The sequence below is a fragment of the Liquorilactobacillus vini DSM 20605 genome, from assembly GCF_000255495.1.
Taxonomy (GTDB): Bacteria; Bacillota; Bacilli; order Lactobacillales; family Lactobacillaceae; genus Liquorilactobacillus; species Liquorilactobacillus vini.
The window spans coordinates 1-19,493 of the sequence record NZ_AHYZ01000097.1; the positions used below are offsets into that span (position 1 = coordinate 1).

A 19,493-nucleotide genomic window follows, 5' to 3' on the forward strand; every position below is an offset into this window, starting at 1 on the left:
GATAAAATAAAAAAACTGATATTGGATTTTATGTTCCACCAATATCAGAAAGTATAGACCCGCTTTTTTGATGTAATAATGATAATTTAGGCGCTATTGGTTATTGGTCACTGACAATTGCAATAATCATGACTATGCTGACAACCATTTCACTTAAAAATTGGAAAAAATGAGGCCCCAGAAGTGAGCTTGACAATTCCGTCTAGTCAAGCAAGTTTTGTTGAGTTTAAAGTCGCAAATTTAAAGAATGCTTTTAGAACTGGAATTGCCGATATTTTTGACTATTTTAAAAAGTCAAGTTAGTCACTAGTTTAATTTAGCCTCGTAGTGCAAATTATCTTTATTCTCGACGAGGAAGATGCAAGAGCATGAACGAACGCTCCTAAGGAAAAAGGAGGAGAAATTAGCTAATTAACTAATGGGCTGTAATGTTGGAGTGGCGGAAATGTCAGTTGCCAATCAAAAACTAATTTGCAAATTTCTAATAACCTGCTTACTGAGCGTGACCAGCAACAATTAGTGCAGCGGCTAATGATTTGATTGAAAAAGTCCGTTATCCAGTTCCAAAACTGAGGCCTAAAAGTGTGTCTTAAAATTTATTATCTGAAATCGCGAAGTTTCGCTTAGTCACTGATAACCAACTTCTAACCAACACTGATTTCAGTTCTGTGTTAAAATAAAGTGTTGTGTGATACTTACTTTTTATTAATTAGTTTAGTAGTCACGGTGCTGTAGCTGGTTAGTGCTTCATCATTTTTTAGAAAGGTTTTAACTGACCAGGTTTGGAGAGATCTTCCTAACTGCAAAGGAATGGCTTCAGCAATTAGGACACCGTTAGTAACTGCTCTTAAGTGATGAGTATCGATTGAAACACCGATGGCAATCTGCTTTTGATTGGCTAACTGATTAGCTGCCAGGCTGGCGGCAGTTTCTGCTAAAACCGCATTGATTCCGCCGTGCAAATAGCCAAATGGTTGTTTCAATTTATCACTAACTAACAGTGAAACGACAGTTTTTTCACTAGATTTTTTAACGATCTTGATTCCTAAGTTAGTTAACAAATTCATAGTTAAGTCTCCATTTCATTTGATATTATGTATGATAGCAGAAAGGATGAATTAAATAAATGCGAAAAAATTGGCAAAAGGTCAAAGATTATCAAGAAATTATTTTTGAAAGAATTGGTAAAATAGCTAAAATTACGATTAATCGACCTGAAAAACGCAATGCCTTTACACCGTTAACAGTTAATGAAATGATTGATGCTTTTATGATTTGTCGTGATGATAGCTCGGTTGGAGTCATTATTTTAACTGGAGCTGGTGATTTAGCTTTCTGTTCTGGCGGTGATCAATCTGTCCGCGGAAATGGAGGGTACGTTGGTTCAGATAAGATCCCCCGTTTGAATGTTTTAGATTTACAACATCTGATTCGCATTATTCCTAAGCCAGTAATTGCAATGGTCAAAGGTTGGTCAGTTGGCGGCGGCAATGTTTTGCAGTTAGTCTGTGATCTGACAATTGCAGCTGATAATGCTAAATTCATGCAAACTGGTCCAAAAGTTGGCAGCTTTGATGGTGGATATGGTTCCGGTTATTTAGCCCGGGTAATTGGCCATAAGCGAGCAAAGGAAGTTTGGTTTTTGAATCACTCATATACTGCACAGGAAGCTTTTCAAATGAATTGGATCAATAGGGTGGTTCCGTTAGCAGATGTTGAAAAAGAAACTCTTAAGTGGTGTGATGAGTTACTGACAAAATCACCAATGGCTTTACGCTTTTTAAAAGCGGCAATGAATGCTGATACCGATGGCTTAGCTGGTTTGCAGCAATTTGCTGGAGATGCCACTATGCTTTATTATACGTCAGATGAAGCTAAAGAAGGTCGCGATGCTTTCAATCAAAAACGTAAGCCAAATTTTGACAAGTTTCCAAAATTTCCCTAGAATTTTCAGCTTAAAAGGAAGAACAAAATGCAAAATTGGTTGATTAAACAAGCAACAACTAAGCCAGATAAACTAGCTTTGATATATCAAGAACAACATTTCAATTTTAAAGAACTGTTCAACAAAGTACGCCAAGCTGCTAGTGGGCTAGTTGCATTAAAGATTGAAAAAAATGATCGGATTGCTGTTTTGCCCAGTAATACAGTTAATAGTTATTTTGTCATTTTAGCTTTACAGCAAATTGGCGCTTTGCCAGTTCTTTTAAATTATCGGTTAAGTTGGTCAGAAATTTCCCAACAGGTAAAATTAGCTAAAGTCAAGTTATTATTGATTGATGATGATTTACAGCTGAACTGGTCTGCAACCAAGCTTTTGAAAATTACAACTCTCAAGCTAAATCAGCTTTTCAAGGTGGCTGCTCCTAAGGTAACCTTAAAAAAAGAGTTTGCTTTGAACGAGGTTGCATCAATTATGTATACTTCAGGAACAACCGGTCAACCACGGGGAGTAGTCCAAACCTTTGGCAATCATTTTTATTCTGCCATTGGTTCAGCATTCAATCTTGGTTTAGATCCAGCGGAATTATGGCTATGCGCTTTGCCGTTATTTCATATCAGTGGTTTATCAATTATGATGCGCAGTTTAATTTATGGAATGGGTGTGCTGTTATTACCACATTTTTCAACAGTGATGGTTAATAAAGCTCTCCAAACTCGTCCCGTTACTCTAATGTCGGTTGTGCCACAGATGCTGCAACAATTGTTAAGGGAATTTCCTGCAACTGGTTATCAGGCAAGGTTTCGGGGCTTTTTACTGGGAGGTGGACCAATTGATTTAGCAACCCTTAATCAATGCCGTCAGTTAAAGTTACCAGTAGTTCAGTCTTATGGAATGACGGAAACCTGTTCGCAAGTGGTGGCTTTAAGCTTTGCAGATGCTCCGCAGCATATTGGCTCAGTTGGTCAGCCGCTATTTCCAATGCAGTTACGGCTTAGTCAACCAGACGCTGAAATTCAGCTTAAGGGTCCAAATATTGTCACTACTTATTTAGACGATCCAGGCAGCTTTCAGCGGCAAATGACTGCGGATGGTTGGTTTAAGACTGGAGATATTGGTTATTTCGATCAGGCTGGCTATCTATATGTCAAAGGGCGAAAAAATGAGATGATCATTTCCGGCGGAGAAAATATTTTTCCGCAAGAAATTGAAAAGGTTTATCAAAACTATGGTTCAATTACAGAGTTTGCGGTCATTGGTGTTCCAGATCCACAGTGGGGTCAAGTTCCCTGTGCTTTTTTTACTGCTAACAAACGGCTCAATTCCAAGTTGTTGAAAGCTTATGGCTATCAACAGTTAGCTCATTATAAAGTTCCACATTATTTTTATCAGCTAGATCAAATGCCAAAAACAGCTAGTCAAAAAATAATTCGACCGGCTTTATTTAAAGCTTTTGAGAAATTAAAAAGTTGTTAAATCTCTGGATGCAAAGTAATTGAAAGAAAAAGTTTGTTTATTGAATTGAAACGCTGCTTAAAAATAAGTTTCTACGCAATTAGAGCAGTTTTTAAGCTAAGCTAAATGAAAGTAGTATAATAAATATTAGAAAAAGATTAAAGCAAGGTGATTAAATGACAAGAATTGAAGTCGAATTAATTAGTGGCAGAAAGCTTAAACAAACTTTTGATGGGAGTTTTACCGAAGTTTTTGCAAGCTTGAATCAATTGATGATTACTAATGGCTATTTGATGATTGCTGGTCATTTAGTCGCTGCTGGTCAGATCAAGAGCTTACATCCGATAGCTGCGGAGGGTGTTTAACAGCTAATTATTGCAGGGCAATTGAATGAGCATGGTAATTCTATATTCTTTAAATTAGGTTGGGAATTTTCCCAGCTTTTTTTTAGCAAAAAGTTAAGGAGCATTGAAAAGCTTTTATGGTAAAATTCAGGTATAAAGGAGGATCGATTAATGATCTTATTAATAGTTTTACTTTTAGTTTGGCTAAGCTGGAAGTTGTTTAAAGGCTTTTTAGGATTTTTAATTCCGCTAGTTTTGATTGTGATTGGCTTTAAACTTTTGTTTGGCTTGTGGTGGTTATGGTTAAGCCTTTTCTTATTGGTAGGTGGAAGTCGGTTCTTTCAACAAAATTAAATAGCTAGGTAAAGATAAAAGGTTCGTTGAACAGGTAAAACCAGTCCAACGAACCTTTTTAATTGTTTTGCTGACGATAAAGCTCCATTTTCTTTTGAAAAACTGCTTCAGTCACCCCGTAAGCGGTAAAGGTGATTGCATTTGCACCAGCATCAATTGTTTGCTGAATGCTAACAGCTGTTTTACCACCAGAAGCAATAATTGGAAAGTTAGGAGTAAAAGGTTCGATCTGTTGCCGAACCCAACTAACTAATTGTGCAGTTTGCTTCCCTCCTGCAACATTGAATGCTTTTACGCCAGCCTGAATTCGTTCCTGCAAATCAACACTTTGATTGACAACCGTATAAATAATTGGCACGTCAACAACACGTTTAACACTATTGATCGTGTCAAGCGTTGTTGGAGCATTTAAAACAACTGCTTGGGCACCATTTTCTTCAGCAAAAAAGCCAACAGTTGCTGAGCGCAAGCCCTTTGTTAGGCCTCCACCAATTCCAGCTAAAATTGGAACATTTGAAACAGTTGCAATTGCATTAAGAATTTTAGTGTTTGGCGTCCAAGGATAAACAGCTAGAACAGCATCAGCATTGCAATTTGCAATAACTGCAACGTCCATGGTATAAATAATACTTTTAATGCGCTTGCCGAAAAGATTGATTCCTGAAGCATTACGAATAGTGGTTGGAGCTGTTACAATATCTGAACGCAATTTTGAGGTTAAATTAGGCACATTTTTACGTTGAAAGTCAGATCCATTTATCAAAACAAATCACTCCGTTCTAATTTGAATCAGTAATTGGTCACTTGATTAGATGATCATTGTTAGTAAATTTTATCTGAGACTAAAAGGTAATTTACTTTTTGATTATAACATCAAAGCTCTAGAAAGAGGTATAAAATTATCATCATCAAATTAACATTTCAAGCCTGGTTATGTAGAATTAACTTTTGAAAATAAAGTAAGTAATGGATATTTCTTTTAAAAAAAACTAATTGGATTGATTTAAGCGCTATCAGTTCCTTCACTTAATAAATAATTACAAATCTATGATATAATTTTAACATTATAGTAAAAGGTGGGGGAAAAATGAAGAAACACTTTGTAGCACTTTGTTTGTTGTTCGCAGCTTTTTTTGCTGTTTTAGTTGGCAAACAATCACAAGTTCAAGCAAAAACTTATACAATTGGGACGGATGTGACTTTTCCACCATTTGTTTATGCTAATTCTCACAACAAATATGTGGGAATCGATATGGAACTGATTCGGACGATTGCCAAAACAGAAGGATTTAAAATCAAAATCAAACCAGTTGGCTTTAATGCTGCTGTCCAGGGAGTTAGTTCTGGTCAATTTGATGGAATTATTTCTGGTATGACAATAACTAAAGAAAGAGAAAAGACCTTTCAGTTTTCGACTCCTTACTACGAATCAGGTATCGTCATGGCGGTTGCACCTAAAAGCAACATTAAAAGCTTGAAAGATTTAAAAGGTAAGCGAGTTGCTGTTAAAACTGGAACGCAGGGTGCCACCTATGCTAATTCGTTAAAGAAAAAGTATGGTTTTAAGACAGTGACCTTTGATGATTCAGACAATATGTATAACGACGTTAAAACTGGCAACTCAGCAGCTTGTTTTGATGATAGTGCAGTTTTGAACTATGGGGTTCGAACTGGCCTAGGTCTAAAGATCGTTACTAAGCCAGCTGATATTGGCAAATATGGTTTTGCTGTCAAAAGAGGTCATAATCAAAAGTTAATGAAGATGTTCAATGCCGGTTTGGCCAAGCTTAAGAAAAATGGTAAATATGAACAGATCATTAAAAAGTACACTGGCCAATCAGCAACTTCAGCCAAGAAAAAGGCAAATGAGAAAAAGGATGATGCCAGCAATACTTTTGCCGGTTTGATTAAGGAGAATTATCAAGCAATTTTAACTGGTCTGCTCGAAACTATTAAATTGACGGTGGTTTCAATCATTTGCGCTACGATTTTTGGAATTTTAGTTGGCTTATTGGGCGTCATTCCTAATAAATTCTCACAGGGACTTTCAACAACGATTATCTACATTTTCCGTGGACTGCCATTATTGGTCTTGGCATTATTTATTTACAATGGGGTTCCAAGTTTGACCGGATCTAAAATTCCAGCCTTTGTTGCCGGAATTATAACTTTGACGCTGAACGAGGGAGCCTATACAGCAGCCTTTGTTAAAGGTGGAATTGATGCGGTTGATAGTGGACAAATGGAAGCCGCCCGTAGTTTGGGACTTTCTTTTGGTAAAGCAATGCGCAAGGTGGTTTTGCCGCAGGGAATTAAAATTATGATTCCTTCATTTATTAATCAGTTCATTATTACTTTAAAAGATACGTCGATCTTATCAATTATTGGAATCCTTGAGCTGACTCAAACCGGTAAAATTATTATTGCTCGGAATTTGCAAGGCTTCCGTGTCTGGACGATCATTGCCGTAATTTATTTAGTGATCATTACGATTTTGACCTTGTTATCGAAATGGATAGAACGGAGGATTAATGATTGATGACTAATTTAAAAGTAGATGTGACTAATTTAAAAAAGAATTTTGGTGACAATCATGTTTTAAAGGGAGTTAACTTTAAAGTTGCTGACAATGAAGTGGTTGTTTTGATTGGCCCTTCCGGCTCTGGCAAAAGTACCTTATTACGCTGCTTGAACCGTTTGGAAAGCCCAACCTCAGGTAAAATCATTATTGATGGACGTGATATCAGTGATCCGAAAACGGACATTGATTTAGCCCGACAGAATATTGGCATGGTTTTTCAGCATTTTAATTTGTTTAACAATTTGACCGTTGGAGAAAATATCGAGTTGGCTCCGGTCGAATTGGGTAAATTATCGAAAGAAGAGGCCGCTCAACAAGGTAAAAAGCTGCTTAAAGCGGTTGGATTAGAAGATAAGTTTTCAGCTATGCCGCAGTCTTTGTCTGGTGGACAAAAACAGCGGGTTGCAATCGCTCGTGCATTAGCGATGAAACCTGATATAATGTTATTTGACGAACCCACTTCAGCACTTGATCCAGAGATGGTCGGGGATGTTTTGGAAGTTATGAAAAAACTTGCCAAGGAAGGAATGACAATGGTTGTTGTCACTCATGAAATGGGCTTTGCCAAAGAAGTTGCCGATCGGGTCGTCTTCATGGCTGATGGTAAAGTTGTTGAGGAAGGCCAACCAGAGCAGGTTTTTGATCATCCACAAAATGTTCGGACGAAAGCCTTTCTTGATAAAGTTATCAATGTTTAAGTTCTGACCTCTGATCGGCTGGTTGCAGGCACGATTCAAGCTAACGGAGGGTGATTTTGTTGTTTAAAGTTCTGCTTGTAATGCATGATGGGGAAAACGAGTATTATCGGATGAATAAGGTTTATTTTGAAAGTATGCCGGTCGCAGGTCAATACATTTATAATTCCGACGGTTTAGCTTATCAAGTTGAAGAGGTGGCTGAATTTGCCGGTTATGTCAGCAGCAAGGGTGCAACAACAATTCTCGTTGTGCATCCAATTGATAAAAATAAACCAGTCAGCAAACTTTATGGTTTAAATATTGAACGAGATTTAGATGATTAAGAATTCTTGAAAAGCTGAAAGCTAGGACAAGTTGTTAATTTGTCCTAGCTTTTTTGGATCAAAGCAAATTTTAATGGTATGATTAATTTGACTGCAACTAATTAATTGTGGGAGGGTAATTGATTGGCAGAAACAGATTTGATGCATAGCCGTCAGTGGCGGCAAAGCTTTTTTATTTTATGGTTTGGGTGTTTTATCACTTCTTTAGGATATTCGATGACGATGCCCTTTATTTCACTTTACATAGATTCACTGGGAAAATTTAATAATTGGCAATTAAATACTTATTCCGGATTAGCTTTTGCGATTACTTTTTTGTCGCAGGCAATTGTTTCACCTTATTGGGGGAAATTAGCCGATTTACGTGGGCGAAAGTTAATGTGCTTACGAGCATCTGGTGTAATGGCGTTGACAATTTTCTTCACCGGCTTAGCGCAAAATGTTTTAACAATTATCATTTTACGTTTTTTGCAAGGAGTTTTTTCTGGTTATATCAATAATGCGACCGCGCTGATGGCAGGAGAAACGCCACATCAGCATAGCGGACAAATCATGGGGAACTTGATGACAGCTAGTGTGACTGGAACCTTGCTTGGTCCATTATTCGGTGGAGTGATGGCCGGCGCGTGGGGCTATCGCATGCCGTTTTTTATTACTGGTCTATTGATGGGAATCGTCTTTGGCTTGACTTTTTTATTTGTTAAAGAACATTTCGTTCCCATACCAGCTAAAAAATTAAAACCGATGAAAGAGATCTTTCATCGGTTAACGAATAAGAAATTAATTGTGGTCATGTTTTTGACGACACTTTTGGTTCAATCATCACTAATGTCAATTTCACCAATTATTAGTTTATTAGTCCGTCAGTTGATGCATCACCAAGGAAATGTTTCTTTAGTGAGTGGAATCATTGCAGCGATGCCAGGCTTTGGTACCTTGTTAGTTGCTTCAAGGGTCGGACATTTAATGGATGAAATTGGAGCTCAAAAAGTTTTGCTGAGTGGTTTAATAATTAGCATGATTGTATTTGTACCAATGTATTTTGTGCAGACCACTTGGCAGTTAGGAATTTTGCGTTTCTTATTAGGGCTTTCCAGTGCGGCGATGCTGCCGGCTGTCCAAACGGTTTTGACCGTAGATGTTCCGCAAGAAGCTTTCGGTCGAATTTTCAGTTACAATCAATCTTCACAAGCCGTTGGTGGAGTTTTAGGGCCACTTTTAGGCTCAGTGATTTCTAGTGCCTTTAGTTATCAGGCAGTTTTTCTCTTCACAGCTAGTTTTTTATTACTAAACTTGATCTTATTGAAATCTGTGCGTTTCAAATAAATTTACTCATATGAAAGCTCAATAAAATAATAATTTGCGGGCTGAATAAAGGTTGTTGTTACCCAAACATCAGTATAATGCGGCTTTTGCATCTTAGTGAATTTTTGATAATAATCTAAAAGTTCACCGTGTTGCGCCACAAAGTTATCAGTTAGCCGATTAACCATTAAATGATTAGTTGGGAAATAAATATCAGCATCTGCAACTTTGGTTTTAGCATCAACTTTTAAACGGACAATGTTATTTTCATGGACCGGCAAATAACTGGCCGCTTGGGGATGCCGTTTTAGGTGTGATAATAAATAAAAAATTGAATCAGAATTACTTGCCAATGTGCTCAATCCTCTTTTATCTTGTCTTTTTCTTAATTGTAACAATAAATCTGTTATAATTGAACCATCTAGTAATTTTAAGAATTAGTTAATGGGGTGATTGAATTGACAGTTCATTTTTATCTGGTCCGGCATGGACAAACTAAACTGAATCGTTATCATCGTTTACAGGGAATTACAGATTCACCATTAACTAAAAAGGGAAAAGCCGCGGCAGTTAAAGTTGGAAAAAACTTAAAAGAAATCAATTTTGTGGCTGCTTACGCCAGTGATTTAGATCGTACCTACACAACAGCCAAATTAATTTTAAAAGAAAATAATCAGTCCAATGTACCGATTTATCGTGATCCAGGCTTGCGTGAGCTGAGTTTTGGCCGGTTTGAAGAAGGAAAAAATCGGCAAGTTTTGCCGGAAATTATTCGTTTGCTGGGCTTGCTGAATATTTGGCGAGCTTTTTATCAACCACACCATGCCAGCCGGTTGACCGATTTATTCCAGCAAGTTGATCATAGCTCACAGATTGAAAGTGCTCGGCAGTTGGTTAATCGGATGACACAGACTTTAAGATATATTGGCCATAAATATAATTCCAGACAACCTGAAAGCAATATTTTGGTCGTGACCCATGCCATGATTCTATCAGTTTTTATCGAAAGCTTAAATGGAAAAGTTCCGCGCATGTTATTAAAAAATGTCCAAGTTTGCCGAGTTGATTATACTGGTGAAAAATTTGTTCTAAAAACGGCAGTTAAAGCTCAGAAGGGAAGTCGAAAATCGTGAGTTTAGACTCACAGACAGTCGCACTATTGCGACAAATGGTGACGGATCAAATCGTTCCAGGTCTTTCATATGCAATTTTGGAAAAGAATCAAGTTGTTGAGACTGAAGTTTTGGGAGCTAGCCAACTAGTCCCTGAAAAAAAACCACTTAAACCAAATCAATTATATGACTTAGCTTCTTTGACGAAAGTTATTGGAACGACAACAGTAATTTTAAAATTAATCTCGACTGGGCAACTTGCTTTAGCTGATTCGGTCAAAAAATATTTGCCGCAATTTTATGATCCCCGGGTCACGATTCGCGAATTATTGACTCATACCGCAGCAATTACTGGCTATATTCCTCATCGTAATCAACTACCAGCTAAAAAGTTAATGGCGGCTTTATATACCCTTCACACCGGCGACTGGCTGGGCCAGCGGGTTGAATATTCTGATTTAGGAATGATTTTTTTAGGTGAGATCATTGAGCAGTTGTTTAAAAAACCAGTCCAACAAGTGATTACTGCTGAAGTTTTAAAGCCTTTAAAAATGGATCATAGTACTTTTTCTCCGCCAGCAGCTGATTGCGTACCAACAACTTACTCGCCCCAGCAAGGATTATTACAGGGGATTGTTCATGATCCTAAAGCGCGAATTTTAAAAGAACATTGTGGTTCGGCTGGTTTGTTTGCTCCGTTAGCTGATTTAGTCAAATTTGCAAAATGGCTGTTAGCTGACCGCTTGTCGCCATCGTTATTTTCTGAACGGTTGCGAGATCAGCTATTTTCCGATCAGACGCCGACCCATACTGCTGGTCGGTCTTTAGGTTGGGATTTACGCTATGATCGGACTGGTCAGGCATGTATTTATCATACTGGCTATACGGGAACTTTTATGCTTTTAGATCGCAATTCGCAAAGTTCCTTGATTGGCTTGACTAATCGGGTTCATCCCAAGGAACACAACCAGGATTTTCTAACCTGGCGAGATAAAATCATCGCAACTTATCTTACTGAAAAATAATCAATTAAACTTGGATGGCCGTTTGAGTTTTTAATATACTTGAAATGCGGTCGAAATCATCAGCACTAGTGGAATATAAATTTTGTGTATTAACTGGTAGTGGTGGAGTTATGAAGTTCTCTAAAGAGGGGCTGCTTTATTTTACTGCAGATAAGATAAACACTCTGAATTTTTGCATAGCAATTTGCAAGTCTTTCGGAAGAGCCCAAGTCTGCGCAGCTATTTTGATTTGAACAGCATCAGGTTTATCAGTATAGAAGCATCTTACCATTCATTATTGATGAGGTGGCTTTGCCGCAGAAATGTATATCGACGGTCGGTTATTAGATGCTTACTTCAAATGGATCGGTAGAAGGTACCAATAATAAAATCAAAGTTATTAAAAGAATTGCGTCTGGATTTAGAAATTTTGAGAACTTTTGTTTAAAAACTCTGACAGCTTAAAAAAACAGTTATGTCAGTCTAAACTATCATTACTACATCAAAAAAGCCATCTATCCCGCAGAACAGACAGCTTAATAATTCAGCTATACTGATTAAATTGCAGCTTAAGCAATTTAATTTATCGCTATTACTTGAAAAAGAATCTTACTTCGGATTTAGTTAAGGAAACTGAAACCAAGAAAAAAACGGCCATGCATCATTGTGAGCAATGATCACTATAATCAGTATTTTAATTACTTATCAAAAAGGTGTGTTTTAACAAAAATTCTAACCAATATGGCAAAGGTCAATAACAGTGTAGCTTTAAGATCTGTTACAAGCCTAAATATGAAAAATAAAATCAGGCTAACGACTAACCACAAATATAAAATTTTAATAGCCTTTTCCATATATTTCACTTTATACTAAAATATATGTATTTTGCAAAAACTCGAAAGCTTGCTACTTTTTAATGAATATTTTTTCTATATTCGTTGAAAAGCGCGTTTATTTTGAAGATGAAGTTGAGGTTGCATCTTTTTTAGCTGATAGCATAAAACAAAATTGGTACTGACAGAAAATATTTCTATCAGTACCAAGATTTATGGAACCGAATCTTTTTAGCAGCTAAGTCAGACTAGTTATTTTTTAATAAGTTGGTTTAATTTTTAATTCGGCTGGCTGTTTTAAATCAGCCGTCGGATAACGCCGTTTTAAGGCAATTAACAGCAATCGTTTAGCTAATTCACCATTGCGGGCAAGAATTGGGCCGTGAAAGTATGAACAGAAAGTATTTTTATAAATAGCTCCCTCAGATTGATCTGCACCATTATTCCCGTGACCACTCAAGACTCTTCCTAATGGCCGTTCACCTGGTCCAAGATAAGTTAGACCATTGTGGTTTTCAAAACCGTGGTACTTTTGACCAGTTTCCTCATTTTCAATTTCAATATTGCCAATAAAGCGATGATTGACCTGACTTTTAGTATAATGCGGCAAAGCACTGATGCCAGCAATCTTTTCACCTTTGGCACCAATATAATACTTGCCTAATAATTGATAGCCGCCGCAAATTGCTAAAACCGGACCGCCAGCATTAATAAAGTCGGTTAAGCTTTTTTTCTTACGCTGAATATCACGCGAAACAATCAGTTGTTCATAATCTTGACCGCCGCCAAAAAAGACTAAATCAAAATCATTGGGGTCAAAGGGATCATTCAGGCTAACAATTTTGACTTTAATTTGGGTATCCATTTGCTTGGCATAGTAATTTAAGACCAGTATATTGCCAATATCGCCGTAAGTGTTTAATAAATCACCGTATAAATGTGCAATCCGCAATTCATATTTCATGCTATTCCATCCCTTCTTTAATGAATCCTTGTTCAGCTAAAAGTTTTCTTAGCTGCAGCATAGCAGTATAAGTTGCAAGAATATAGACTTTTTTGGTGGGCAGCTGTTTAAGCTGCTCAACAACTTTAGTTAATGCCGGTGCTTGCTGGAAATTTGTTTGGTCTGCTCCAGCGACTCGCAAACGAAAAGTAATATCACGCCAACGTTCCCCACCAGTTAAAACGGCTGGAATATGTTCGAAGGGCAGTTTTTCAAAGCCGCCATCCCAGATCCAACTGGTATCGATTCCGTCAGCATAATTAGCATTTAATAAAACTGCTAACGAAAATTGGTCTGGATCAGTTTTGATCATTTCCAGCACTTGATCCAAGCCAACTGGATTTTTGACTAAAATTAACGTTGCCTGCTTATCTTGAATGGAGATGACTTCTTGGCGACCAAAGACTTTTTCATCATTACGATTAAAGACTTCCGCAATTTTAGCTGCTGAGATTCCAAAAAAGCGGGCAACACTAAAAGCTGCTAAGGCATTATAAATATTATAGGTCCCGCCGATCTGTAAAGTTAACGGTTGGTGGTCAATTATCAGCGCCGAACTAGTAGGCGTTTGATGAATAATTTTTTCAACCTGATGGGTTAAAACCGGCCGCTTGAAATCACAGTTTGGACAGAAGTACTTACCAAGGTTGCTATAGGATAATTGATGGTAGCGTAAAATATGCTGACATTTTGGACAAAGTAGGCCATCGGTATTCGGTGCAGCCTGCAGCAGTTGGTCATTGTTCTGGTCGATTCCATAATAAATTGTTGGATTAGGCAATGGTTGACTATTGAAGATTGGTGCATCGCCATTGGCAATGATCGTTGCTGTTGGTTCAAGCCGAATGCCCTTTAGGATTTTTTCATAAGTTGTATAAATTTCTCCGTAACGATCCATTTGATCACGGAAAATATTAGTTAAAACGAAAACCTTGGGATGCAAATAACGCGTAACGGTTTCAACGTTAGCTTCATCAGTTTCGAGGATCGCCAAATTTTTACCACTCTTGGTTTTTTGAGTAGTCAAAAAAGCTGTTACGATCCCTTGTTTCATGTTGGAACCACTCGGATTGGTTAAAACGGAATACTTGGTCCGCAAAGTTTTAACGGTCAAGGCGGTCGTTAAGGTTTTCCCATTAGTTCCAGTGATAATGACTGTTTCATAATTAGCACCCAGAGTTTTCAAGACATCTGGGTCAATTGCCAGAGTCAGTTTTCCCGGTAGAGCAGTGCCCCCATGCAAAAAAGTTTTTAAAAACCAATGAGCACTTTTTCCGGCTGTGATCGCCACTGCACTTTTTAGTGACATAACTGTTCCTCCAATTCAATTTGCTTAACTAGTTAAGATACCTTTTGTATCATACCACAAATTTAAATTCTGCCGTGCAAGATGCTAACAATTGTTGCTAGTGAAATTTTTTTTGAAATCATTTATACTAAATAAGAAAGTCTATTTTTTGGAGTTGTTTAATGTGGCACAATTATTTTTTCGCTATGGAACAATGAATAGCGGTAAAAGTATTGAAATTTTAAAAGTAGCTCATAATTATGAAGAGCAGCATAAACGAGTGGTTTTGTTAACGAGTGCCATTGATAATCGAACTCAAGTGGGTGAGATTGCTAGTCGAATTGGGTTAAAACGTTCAGCACTGCCAATTTTTGATCAAACCAATCTCTTTAAGATTATTAAAGATGATCAGCAAAAACATGATCTGGCTTGTGTTTTGATCGATGAAGCACAATTTTTAAAAAGGCATCATGTCGAGGAATTGGCACGAATTGTTGATGAATTGAAGATTCCGGTAATGACTTTTGGCTTGAAAAATGATTTTCGTAATGAATTATTTGAAGGGTCAAAGTATTTATTACTTTATGCGGATAAAATTGAGGAGATGAAAACGATTTGTTGGTTTTGCGGCAAAAAAGCAATCATGAATTTACGGATCGACAATGGTCAGCCGGTTTATAGCGGTGCTCAAATCAAAATCGGCGGAAATGAGAGCTACTATCCCGTTTGTCGGCATCATTATTTACATCCGCCTAAAGCAATGTCGTTAAAAACGAATTAATATGGAGGAAATAAGTTAGAATGAATGATTTATTTAAACGGCTGCAAACACTTGAAGATCGTTATGAAGAATTAGGTGAATTGCTTTCCGATCCAGAAGTGATTGCCGATACACCTAAATTCACCAAATTATCAAAAGAAATGGCTGATTTGCGTGAAACTGTTGAAAAGTATCGTGAATATAAAAAAGTTAGCCAGACAATTGCTGATGACCAGGAAATGCTGAATGAAAAATTAGATGATGAAATGGCGGCAATGGTTAAAGATGAATTGAATACTGCTAAAGAAAAGCGTGTGCGGTTGGAAGAAAAAATCAAATTGCTGCTGTTGCCCAAAGATCCGAATGATGAAAAGAATATTATCATGGAGATTCGCGGAGCAGCTGGCGGGGATGAAGCAAGTCTGTTTGCAGCTGATTTGTTCAATATGTATTCGAAATATGCTGAAAAACAAGGCTGGAAGATTCAAGTTGTTGATAAAAATGTGACCGAAGTTGGCGGCTTCAAGGAAATTGCTCTAGTCATCAATGGTAAGAGCGTCTATTCTAAGCTTAAATATGAAAGTGGCGCTCACCGCGTTCAGCGGGTGCCAGTTACTGAATCGGCAGGCCGAGTTCATACATCAACCGCAACTGTTGTCGTCATGCCAGAAGAAGAGGATGTTGAAATTGAACTTGATCCAAAAGACATTCGAGTTGATGTTTTTCGTTCATCAGGCGCTGGTGGACAACATATCAATAAAACTTCTTCAGCTGTCAGAATGACACATCTGCCAACGGGAATTGTAGTTTCAATGCAGGATCAGCGTTCACAACAGCAAAATCGAGAAAAAGCTATGCAGATTTTAAAAGCTCGGGTCTATGATTACTATGCATCACGTGAACAAAAAGAATATGATCAAAATCGTAAGTCGGCAGTTGGAACAGGTGACCGTTCAGAACGAATTCGAACCTATAATTATCCACAAAATCGCGTGACAGATCATCGAATTGGTTTGACACTTAATAAACTTGATCGAATCATGAACGGTGAATTAGAAGAAGTCATTGATGCTTTGATTTTATACGATCAAACTAAACAGTTGGAGAATTTAGAGAATGGATAAGCCACTGATACTAGCTCAGTTGTTGCGGCAGTTGAAAAGGCAAGTTCAAGTTGCTGACGGTGAATTAGCAGCAGTCGAAAGTTTACTTTTGGGAATTACTGGTTGGAGTCGAATCGAATTATTACGTAATCTGCGGCAACCATTACCAACTAAAACTAAAAATCAGCTCATCAAGTTGACTAACCAGTACTTAGCTGGTTGGCCAGTGCAGTACTTACTACAACGAGCAGATTTTTTTGGCCATGAATTTTATGTTGATCCAGCAGTCCTGATCCCGCGCCCAGAAACTGAAGAATTGGTTGAATGGGTTTTAGCTGATACAGCGGTTCAACCGGCGGCATTAAGAATTGCAGATATTGGAACTGGCAGTGGAGCTATTGGAATTTCCTTGAAAATGGCGCACCCAAATTGGCAAGTTGTTTTGAGTGATATTTCGGCCGCAGCTTTAAAAGTGGCCCAAAAAAATGCTGCTAAGCTGCATGCAGACGTTACTTGCTGCCAAGGAGATTTATTGACACCGTTGGCGGGTAAGTTTGACTTAATTGTTTCTAATCCACCTTATATTGCAGTTAATGAAAAGAAATTGATGGACAAAAGCGTTCTAGAACACGAACCGCAGCAGGCTTTATTTGCTGCTGAAAATGGCTTATACTTTTATCGGCGATTGGCCCAACAAGTTCAAAAATATTTACGCCCAGCTGGCCGTTTATATTTAGAAATTGGCTTTCAGCAGGCAGCTTATGTCAAGGAGATTTTTTTTAAAAATTCGGCGCAAGTTAAAGTCACTATAAAAAAAGATATTGCCGGTAAAAACCGGATGGTGCGCGTAGTTTATATGGAGGAATAAAAAGTGGTAATAACAAAGATTTATCAGCCTGATCAAGTCGACCAAGCTGCTGATGAATTAAAAAAAGGTGAGTTAATTGCTTTTCCAACCGAAACGGTTTATGGCTTAGGAGCAGATGCAACTAATGAACAAGCTGTTAAGCGTGTCTATCTGGCTAAAGGTCGCCCATCAGATAATCCTTTGATTGTGACGGTTTCATCGGTGAAAATGGTTGAAAAGTACGCAATTGAAATAAGTCCAGCAGCTCACAAACTGATTAAACATTTTTGGCCAGGCCCGTTGACTTTGATTTTCAAAATTAAGCCAGAGTCGTTACCAAAGGCAGTAACAGGCGGCTTAAAAACAGCCGCATTTAGAATGCCAGCCAATACGGTTACTCGTAAACTAATCGAACTAGCTGGCGTACCAATCGTTGGCCCCTCGGCTAATTCATCCGGCAAACCGAGTCCGACAACTGCCGCTCATGTTTTTCATGACTTAGAAGGTCGTATTGCAGGCATTGTCGATGATGGATCAACAAAGGTTGGTGTTGAATCAACGATTATTGATCTTTCAACTAAGGTACCGACTGTTCTGCGACCAGGGGCAGTAACGGCAGAAGAACTAGAAAACTTTTTACAAGAACCAGTAATTTCTGATCACCATCAGGTTGGAGCTCAAGAGGTACCCAAAGCGCCTGGAATGAAATATAAGCATTATGCACCTGATGCCCAAGTTTTAATGGTTAAGGAAGCATTGTGGCCGGCAGCTTTGCAATGGGCAGCCGAACAGTCAGAAAAGATTGGAGTGATGGCACCGACGACAGTTATTAAAACAGGCTTGCCAGCTAATTGCCTGCCATATGATCTTGGTGAAACTATCCAAACAGCAAGCCATCGACTATTTGCTGGTTTGAGAAATTTTGATGATCAACAAAAGGTTAACTGGATCTTAACCGCTGCCTATCCAGAAACTGGTTTAGGAACTGCTTATATGAACCGCTTACGCAAATCTTCAGGGAATGTTTTTTTTACTAAAAACAATCCTGGAAATTAGGATGTTAGTCGGTTAAAATAGAAAAAGAAATTAAAGGAGTTGCTTAAATTGGGAAAATTTAAAGTTTTGGATCATCCACTGATTCAGCATAAACTATCAATCATTCGCAATAAAGACTGCGGAACTCGTGAATTTAGAGAGGTCGTAAATGAAATTGCCGAATTGATGGCTTATGAAGTTTCGCGTGACATGCCATTAGAAGATTGTGTGATTGAAACACCAATTGCCAAAGCTAAAATGAAGCGCTTGGCTGGCAAGAAAGTTGTAATTGTGCCGATTTTGCGAGCTGGGTTGGGAATGGTCGACGGGATTTTGGAATTGATCCCGGCGGCAAAAGTTGGTCACGTTGGAATGTACCGTGATGAGAAAACATTAAAACCAGTTGAATACTTTGTTAAGATGCCCGATGATTTGGCAAGCCGTGAAATCTTGATTGTTGATCCAATGTTGGCGACTGGTGGATCTTCAATTATGGCTGTTGATGCTTTAAAGAAACGCGGAGCAGTTAATATTAAATTTGTTTGTTTAGTAGCGGCTCCTGAAGGTGTTAAAGCATTGCGGCAAGCTCATCCAGATGTTGATATTTTTGCAGCTGCTTTAGATGATCATTTGAATGAAAATGGTTATATTGTTCCTGGTTTGGGGGATGCTGGTGACCGTTTGTTTGGCACGAAATAACTATTAAAATTTTCATAGTTCATGTTAAGCCCGTAAATTTCCACTATTTTTTAGAAATTTACGGGCTTAGTGTTGTTTTGGCTAAATTACATGCAAAACATTTGTTAGCATCTTAGGCTTTAAAGCAAAAATAACTTACTTCAGTTATTTTTGGAGGTGCTTATCACTTGAAGTGTTTAAGATGTATTATTGAAATAATTAATCTTACTCAGGTAGGTAGTTAAAAATTAGAATTGTCAGTTGATCCAGGCGATTGATCATCAGTTTTGACAAACCTCTCCGCAATCTTGGATAAATTTAATTAGCTTTTAAGTAAACTAATATGATAGGTCGAATTAGTTATAAGATTTTGCGTGATTCTGGAGTGAAAATCCACTGTTATAAGAAAACAAAAACATTTTTGTTTAGTAATGTTTTAATACGTGGATGAATAAAGATAGTGGTTTTAGAACTGGTATAAATACCAAAGGATTTTTAAAGGTTTTTCTGTTTGATCATCAAGCACAACTATATTTCGACCATTAAATTTGTCTTTTTTAATGATAAGCAAATTTGTCCACTTGAAAAAGAAATATAAGTATTAGAGTTGAACTTAATACAAAGTTCAAGTAAAGTTTGCGAAAGAGGGATTTGCTTTTTCGATTTTTAATTGTTTTGGTGAAGTGAATTAACTATCTCAATTTGTAGGTTTTTTAAATACTTATAAAGGTTAAAAATAAGGATTTGCTTGTAAACTGAAAACTTAAGTCTCAAGCAAATCCTTATGGGAGTGTCAAGAAGTTTGTGTAAATGAAAATCCCTTTCCCC

20 protein-coding genes and 1 pseudogene are annotated in these 19,493 nt (G+C 37.6%); 16 read left to right on the forward strand and 5 right to left on the reverse strand.

The features are described 5' to 3' along the window. Positions 1 to 695 precede the first annotated feature (695 nt). Positions 696 to 1,067, reverse strand: coding sequence for a PaaI family thioesterase (locus tag ON15_RS06095; protein WP_010580601.1), 372 nt, complete (start codon positions 1,065 to 1,067; stop codon positions 696 to 698). 59 nt (positions 1,068 to 1,126) lie between these two features. Here ON15_RS06095 and menB point away from each other — a divergent pair, with 59 nt between their 5' ends. The 4 genes from menB (at position 1,127) to ON15_RS06115 (ending at position 4,095) form a co-directional block, all read left to right on the forward strand. Continuing rightward, positions 1,127 to 1,945: a 1,4-dihydroxy-2-naphthoyl-CoA synthase gene (menB, locus tag ON15_RS06100; RefSeq protein WP_010580602.1), complete on the forward strand. Its 819-nt coding sequence runs from the start codon at positions 1,127 to 1,129 to the stop codon at positions 1,943 to 1,945. Positions 1,946 to 1,972: 27 nt separating this feature from the next. After that, positions 1,973 to 3,418 carry an o-succinylbenzoate--CoA ligase gene (locus tag ON15_RS06105; protein ID WP_010580603.1) on the forward strand — a complete coding sequence of 482 codons (1,446 nt, stop codon included), beginning with the start codon at positions 1,973 to 1,975 and terminating at the stop codon, positions 3,416 to 3,418. A 155-nt stretch (positions 3,419 to 3,573) separates the two neighbouring features. Next, on the forward strand, positions 3,574 to 3,762 hold the full coding sequence (locus ON15_RS06110) for a hypothetical protein (protein WP_010580604.1): 189 nt from the start codon (positions 3,574 to 3,576) through the stop codon (positions 3,760 to 3,762). A gap of 150 nt (positions 3,763 to 3,912) precedes the next feature. Further along, positions 3,913 to 4,095 carry a hypothetical protein gene (locus ON15_RS06115; RefSeq protein WP_010580605.1) on the forward strand — a complete coding sequence of 61 codons (183 nt, stop codon included), beginning with the start codon at positions 3,913 to 3,915 and terminating at the stop codon, positions 4,093 to 4,095. Positions 4,096 to 4,153: 58 nt separating this feature from the next. Here the strand turns inward: ON15_RS06115 and ON15_RS06120 are convergent, their stop codons facing one another. Continuing rightward, positions 4,154 to 4,858 carry a hypothetical protein gene (locus ON15_RS06120; protein WP_010580606.1) on the reverse strand — a complete coding sequence of 235 codons (705 nt, stop codon included), beginning with the start codon at positions 4,856 to 4,858 and terminating at the stop codon, positions 4,154 to 4,156. A gap of 324 nt (positions 4,859 to 5,182) precedes the next feature. Here ON15_RS06120 and ON15_RS06125 point away from each other — a divergent pair, with 324 nt between their 5' ends. The 4 genes from ON15_RS06125 (at position 5,183) to ON15_RS06140 (ending at position 9,023) form a co-directional block, all read left to right on the forward strand. Next, a complete protein-coding gene (locus tag ON15_RS06125) occupies positions 5,183 to 6,634 on the forward strand; it encodes an ABC transporter substrate-binding protein/permease (RefSeq protein ID WP_010580607.1) in 1,452 nt (483 codons plus the stop codon). Then, complete coding sequence (locus tag ON15_RS06130) at positions 6,634 to 7,374, forward strand: amino acid ABC transporter ATP-binding protein (protein WP_010580608.1); 741 nt, start codon at positions 6,634 to 6,636, stop codon at positions 7,372 to 7,374. The genes ON15_RS06125 and ON15_RS06130 overlap by 1 nt, the downstream gene beginning before the upstream one ends. A 59-nt stretch (positions 7,375 to 7,433) precedes the next feature. Then, a complete protein-coding gene (locus ON15_RS06135; RefSeq protein ID WP_010580609.1) occupies positions 7,434 to 7,697 on the forward strand; it encodes a hypothetical protein in 264 nt (87 codons plus the stop codon). Positions 7,698 to 7,838: 141 nt separating this feature from the next. Next, positions 7,839 to 9,023, forward strand: coding sequence for an MFS transporter (locus tag ON15_RS06140; RefSeq protein WP_026049516.1), 1,185 nt, complete (start codon positions 7,839 to 7,841; stop codon positions 9,021 to 9,023). 2 nt (positions 9,024 to 9,025) lie between these two features. Here ON15_RS06140 and ON15_RS06145 read toward each other — a convergent pair whose 3' ends face one another. Beyond that, positions 9,026 to 9,355: a hypothetical protein gene (locus tag ON15_RS06145; protein ID WP_010580611.1), complete on the reverse strand. Its 330-nt coding sequence runs from the start codon at positions 9,353 to 9,355 to the stop codon at positions 9,026 to 9,028. Between the two features lie 96 nt (positions 9,356 to 9,451). Here ON15_RS06145 and ON15_RS06150 point away from each other — a divergent pair, with 96 nt between their 5' ends. From ON15_RS06150 to ON15_RS12290, 3 genes and pseudogenes are all read left to right on the forward strand, one after another. Next, on the forward strand, positions 9,452 to 10,135 hold the full coding sequence (locus ON15_RS06150; RefSeq protein ID WP_235720437.1) for a histidine phosphatase family protein: 684 nt from the start codon (positions 9,452 to 9,454) through the stop codon (positions 10,133 to 10,135). A gap of 35 nt (positions 10,136 to 10,170) precedes the next feature. Next, positions 10,171 to 11,139: a serine hydrolase domain-containing protein gene (locus ON15_RS06155; protein WP_034993794.1), complete on the forward strand. Its 969-nt coding sequence runs from the start codon at positions 10,171 to 10,173 to the stop codon at positions 11,137 to 11,139. A 336-nt stretch (positions 11,140 to 11,475) separates the two neighbouring features. After that, positions 11,476 to 11,658: pseudogene (locus ON15_RS12290) on the forward strand (transposase); the annotation flags it as partial. 552 nt (positions 11,659 to 12,210) lie between these two features. Here the strand turns inward: ON15_RS12290 and ON15_RS06160 are convergent. Together ON15_RS06160 and ON15_RS06165 are read right to left on the reverse strand one after the other, a co-directional pair. Then, positions 12,211 to 12,915 carry a type 1 glutamine amidotransferase gene (locus ON15_RS06160; protein ID WP_010580614.1) on the reverse strand — a complete coding sequence of 235 codons (705 nt, stop codon included), beginning with the start codon at positions 12,913 to 12,915 and terminating at the stop codon, positions 12,211 to 12,213. A gap of 1 nt (position 12,916) precedes the next feature. Then, positions 12,917 to 14,263 carry a Mur ligase family protein gene (locus tag ON15_RS06165; RefSeq protein ID WP_010580615.1) on the reverse strand — a complete coding sequence of 449 codons (1,347 nt, stop codon included), beginning with the start codon at positions 14,261 to 14,263 and terminating at the stop codon, positions 12,917 to 12,919. Positions 14,264 to 14,426: 163 nt separating this feature from the next. On the opposite strand from ON15_RS06165, the gene ON15_RS06170 reads away from it, so the two are divergent. From ON15_RS06170 to upp, 5 genes are read left to right on the forward strand one after another with little or no spacing between them, the layout of a single operon-like run. Next, complete coding sequence (locus tag ON15_RS06170) at positions 14,427 to 15,023, forward strand: thymidine kinase (protein WP_010580616.1); 597 nt, start codon at positions 14,427 to 14,429, stop codon at positions 15,021 to 15,023. 20 nt (positions 15,024 to 15,043) lie between these two features. Then, the gene (gene prfA, locus ON15_RS06175) at positions 15,044 to 16,126 is read left to right on the forward strand and encodes a peptide chain release factor 1 (RefSeq protein ID WP_010580617.1); all 1,083 of its coding nucleotides are present in this window, start codon (positions 15,044 to 15,046) and stop codon (positions 16,124 to 16,126) included. Next, positions 16,119 to 16,973: a peptide chain release factor N(5)-glutamine methyltransferase gene (gene prmC, locus ON15_RS06180; RefSeq protein WP_010580618.1), complete on the forward strand. Its 855-nt coding sequence runs from the start codon at positions 16,119 to 16,121 to the stop codon at positions 16,971 to 16,973. Before prfA ends, prmC begins: the two co-directional genes overlap by 8 nt. A 3-nt stretch (positions 16,974 to 16,976) precedes the next feature. Continuing rightward, a complete protein-coding gene (locus tag ON15_RS06185; protein WP_010580619.1) occupies positions 16,977 to 18,008 on the forward strand; it encodes an L-threonylcarbamoyladenylate synthase in 1,032 nt (343 codons plus the stop codon). A gap of 48 nt (positions 18,009 to 18,056) precedes the next feature. Continuing rightward, positions 18,057 to 18,686 (forward strand): uracil phosphoribosyltransferase, encoded by a 630-nt coding sequence (gene upp / locus ON15_RS06190; RefSeq protein ID WP_010580620.1) that lies wholly within the window; start codon positions 18,057 to 18,059, stop codon positions 18,684 to 18,686. Positions 18,687 to 19,493: the final 807 nt, after the last annotated feature.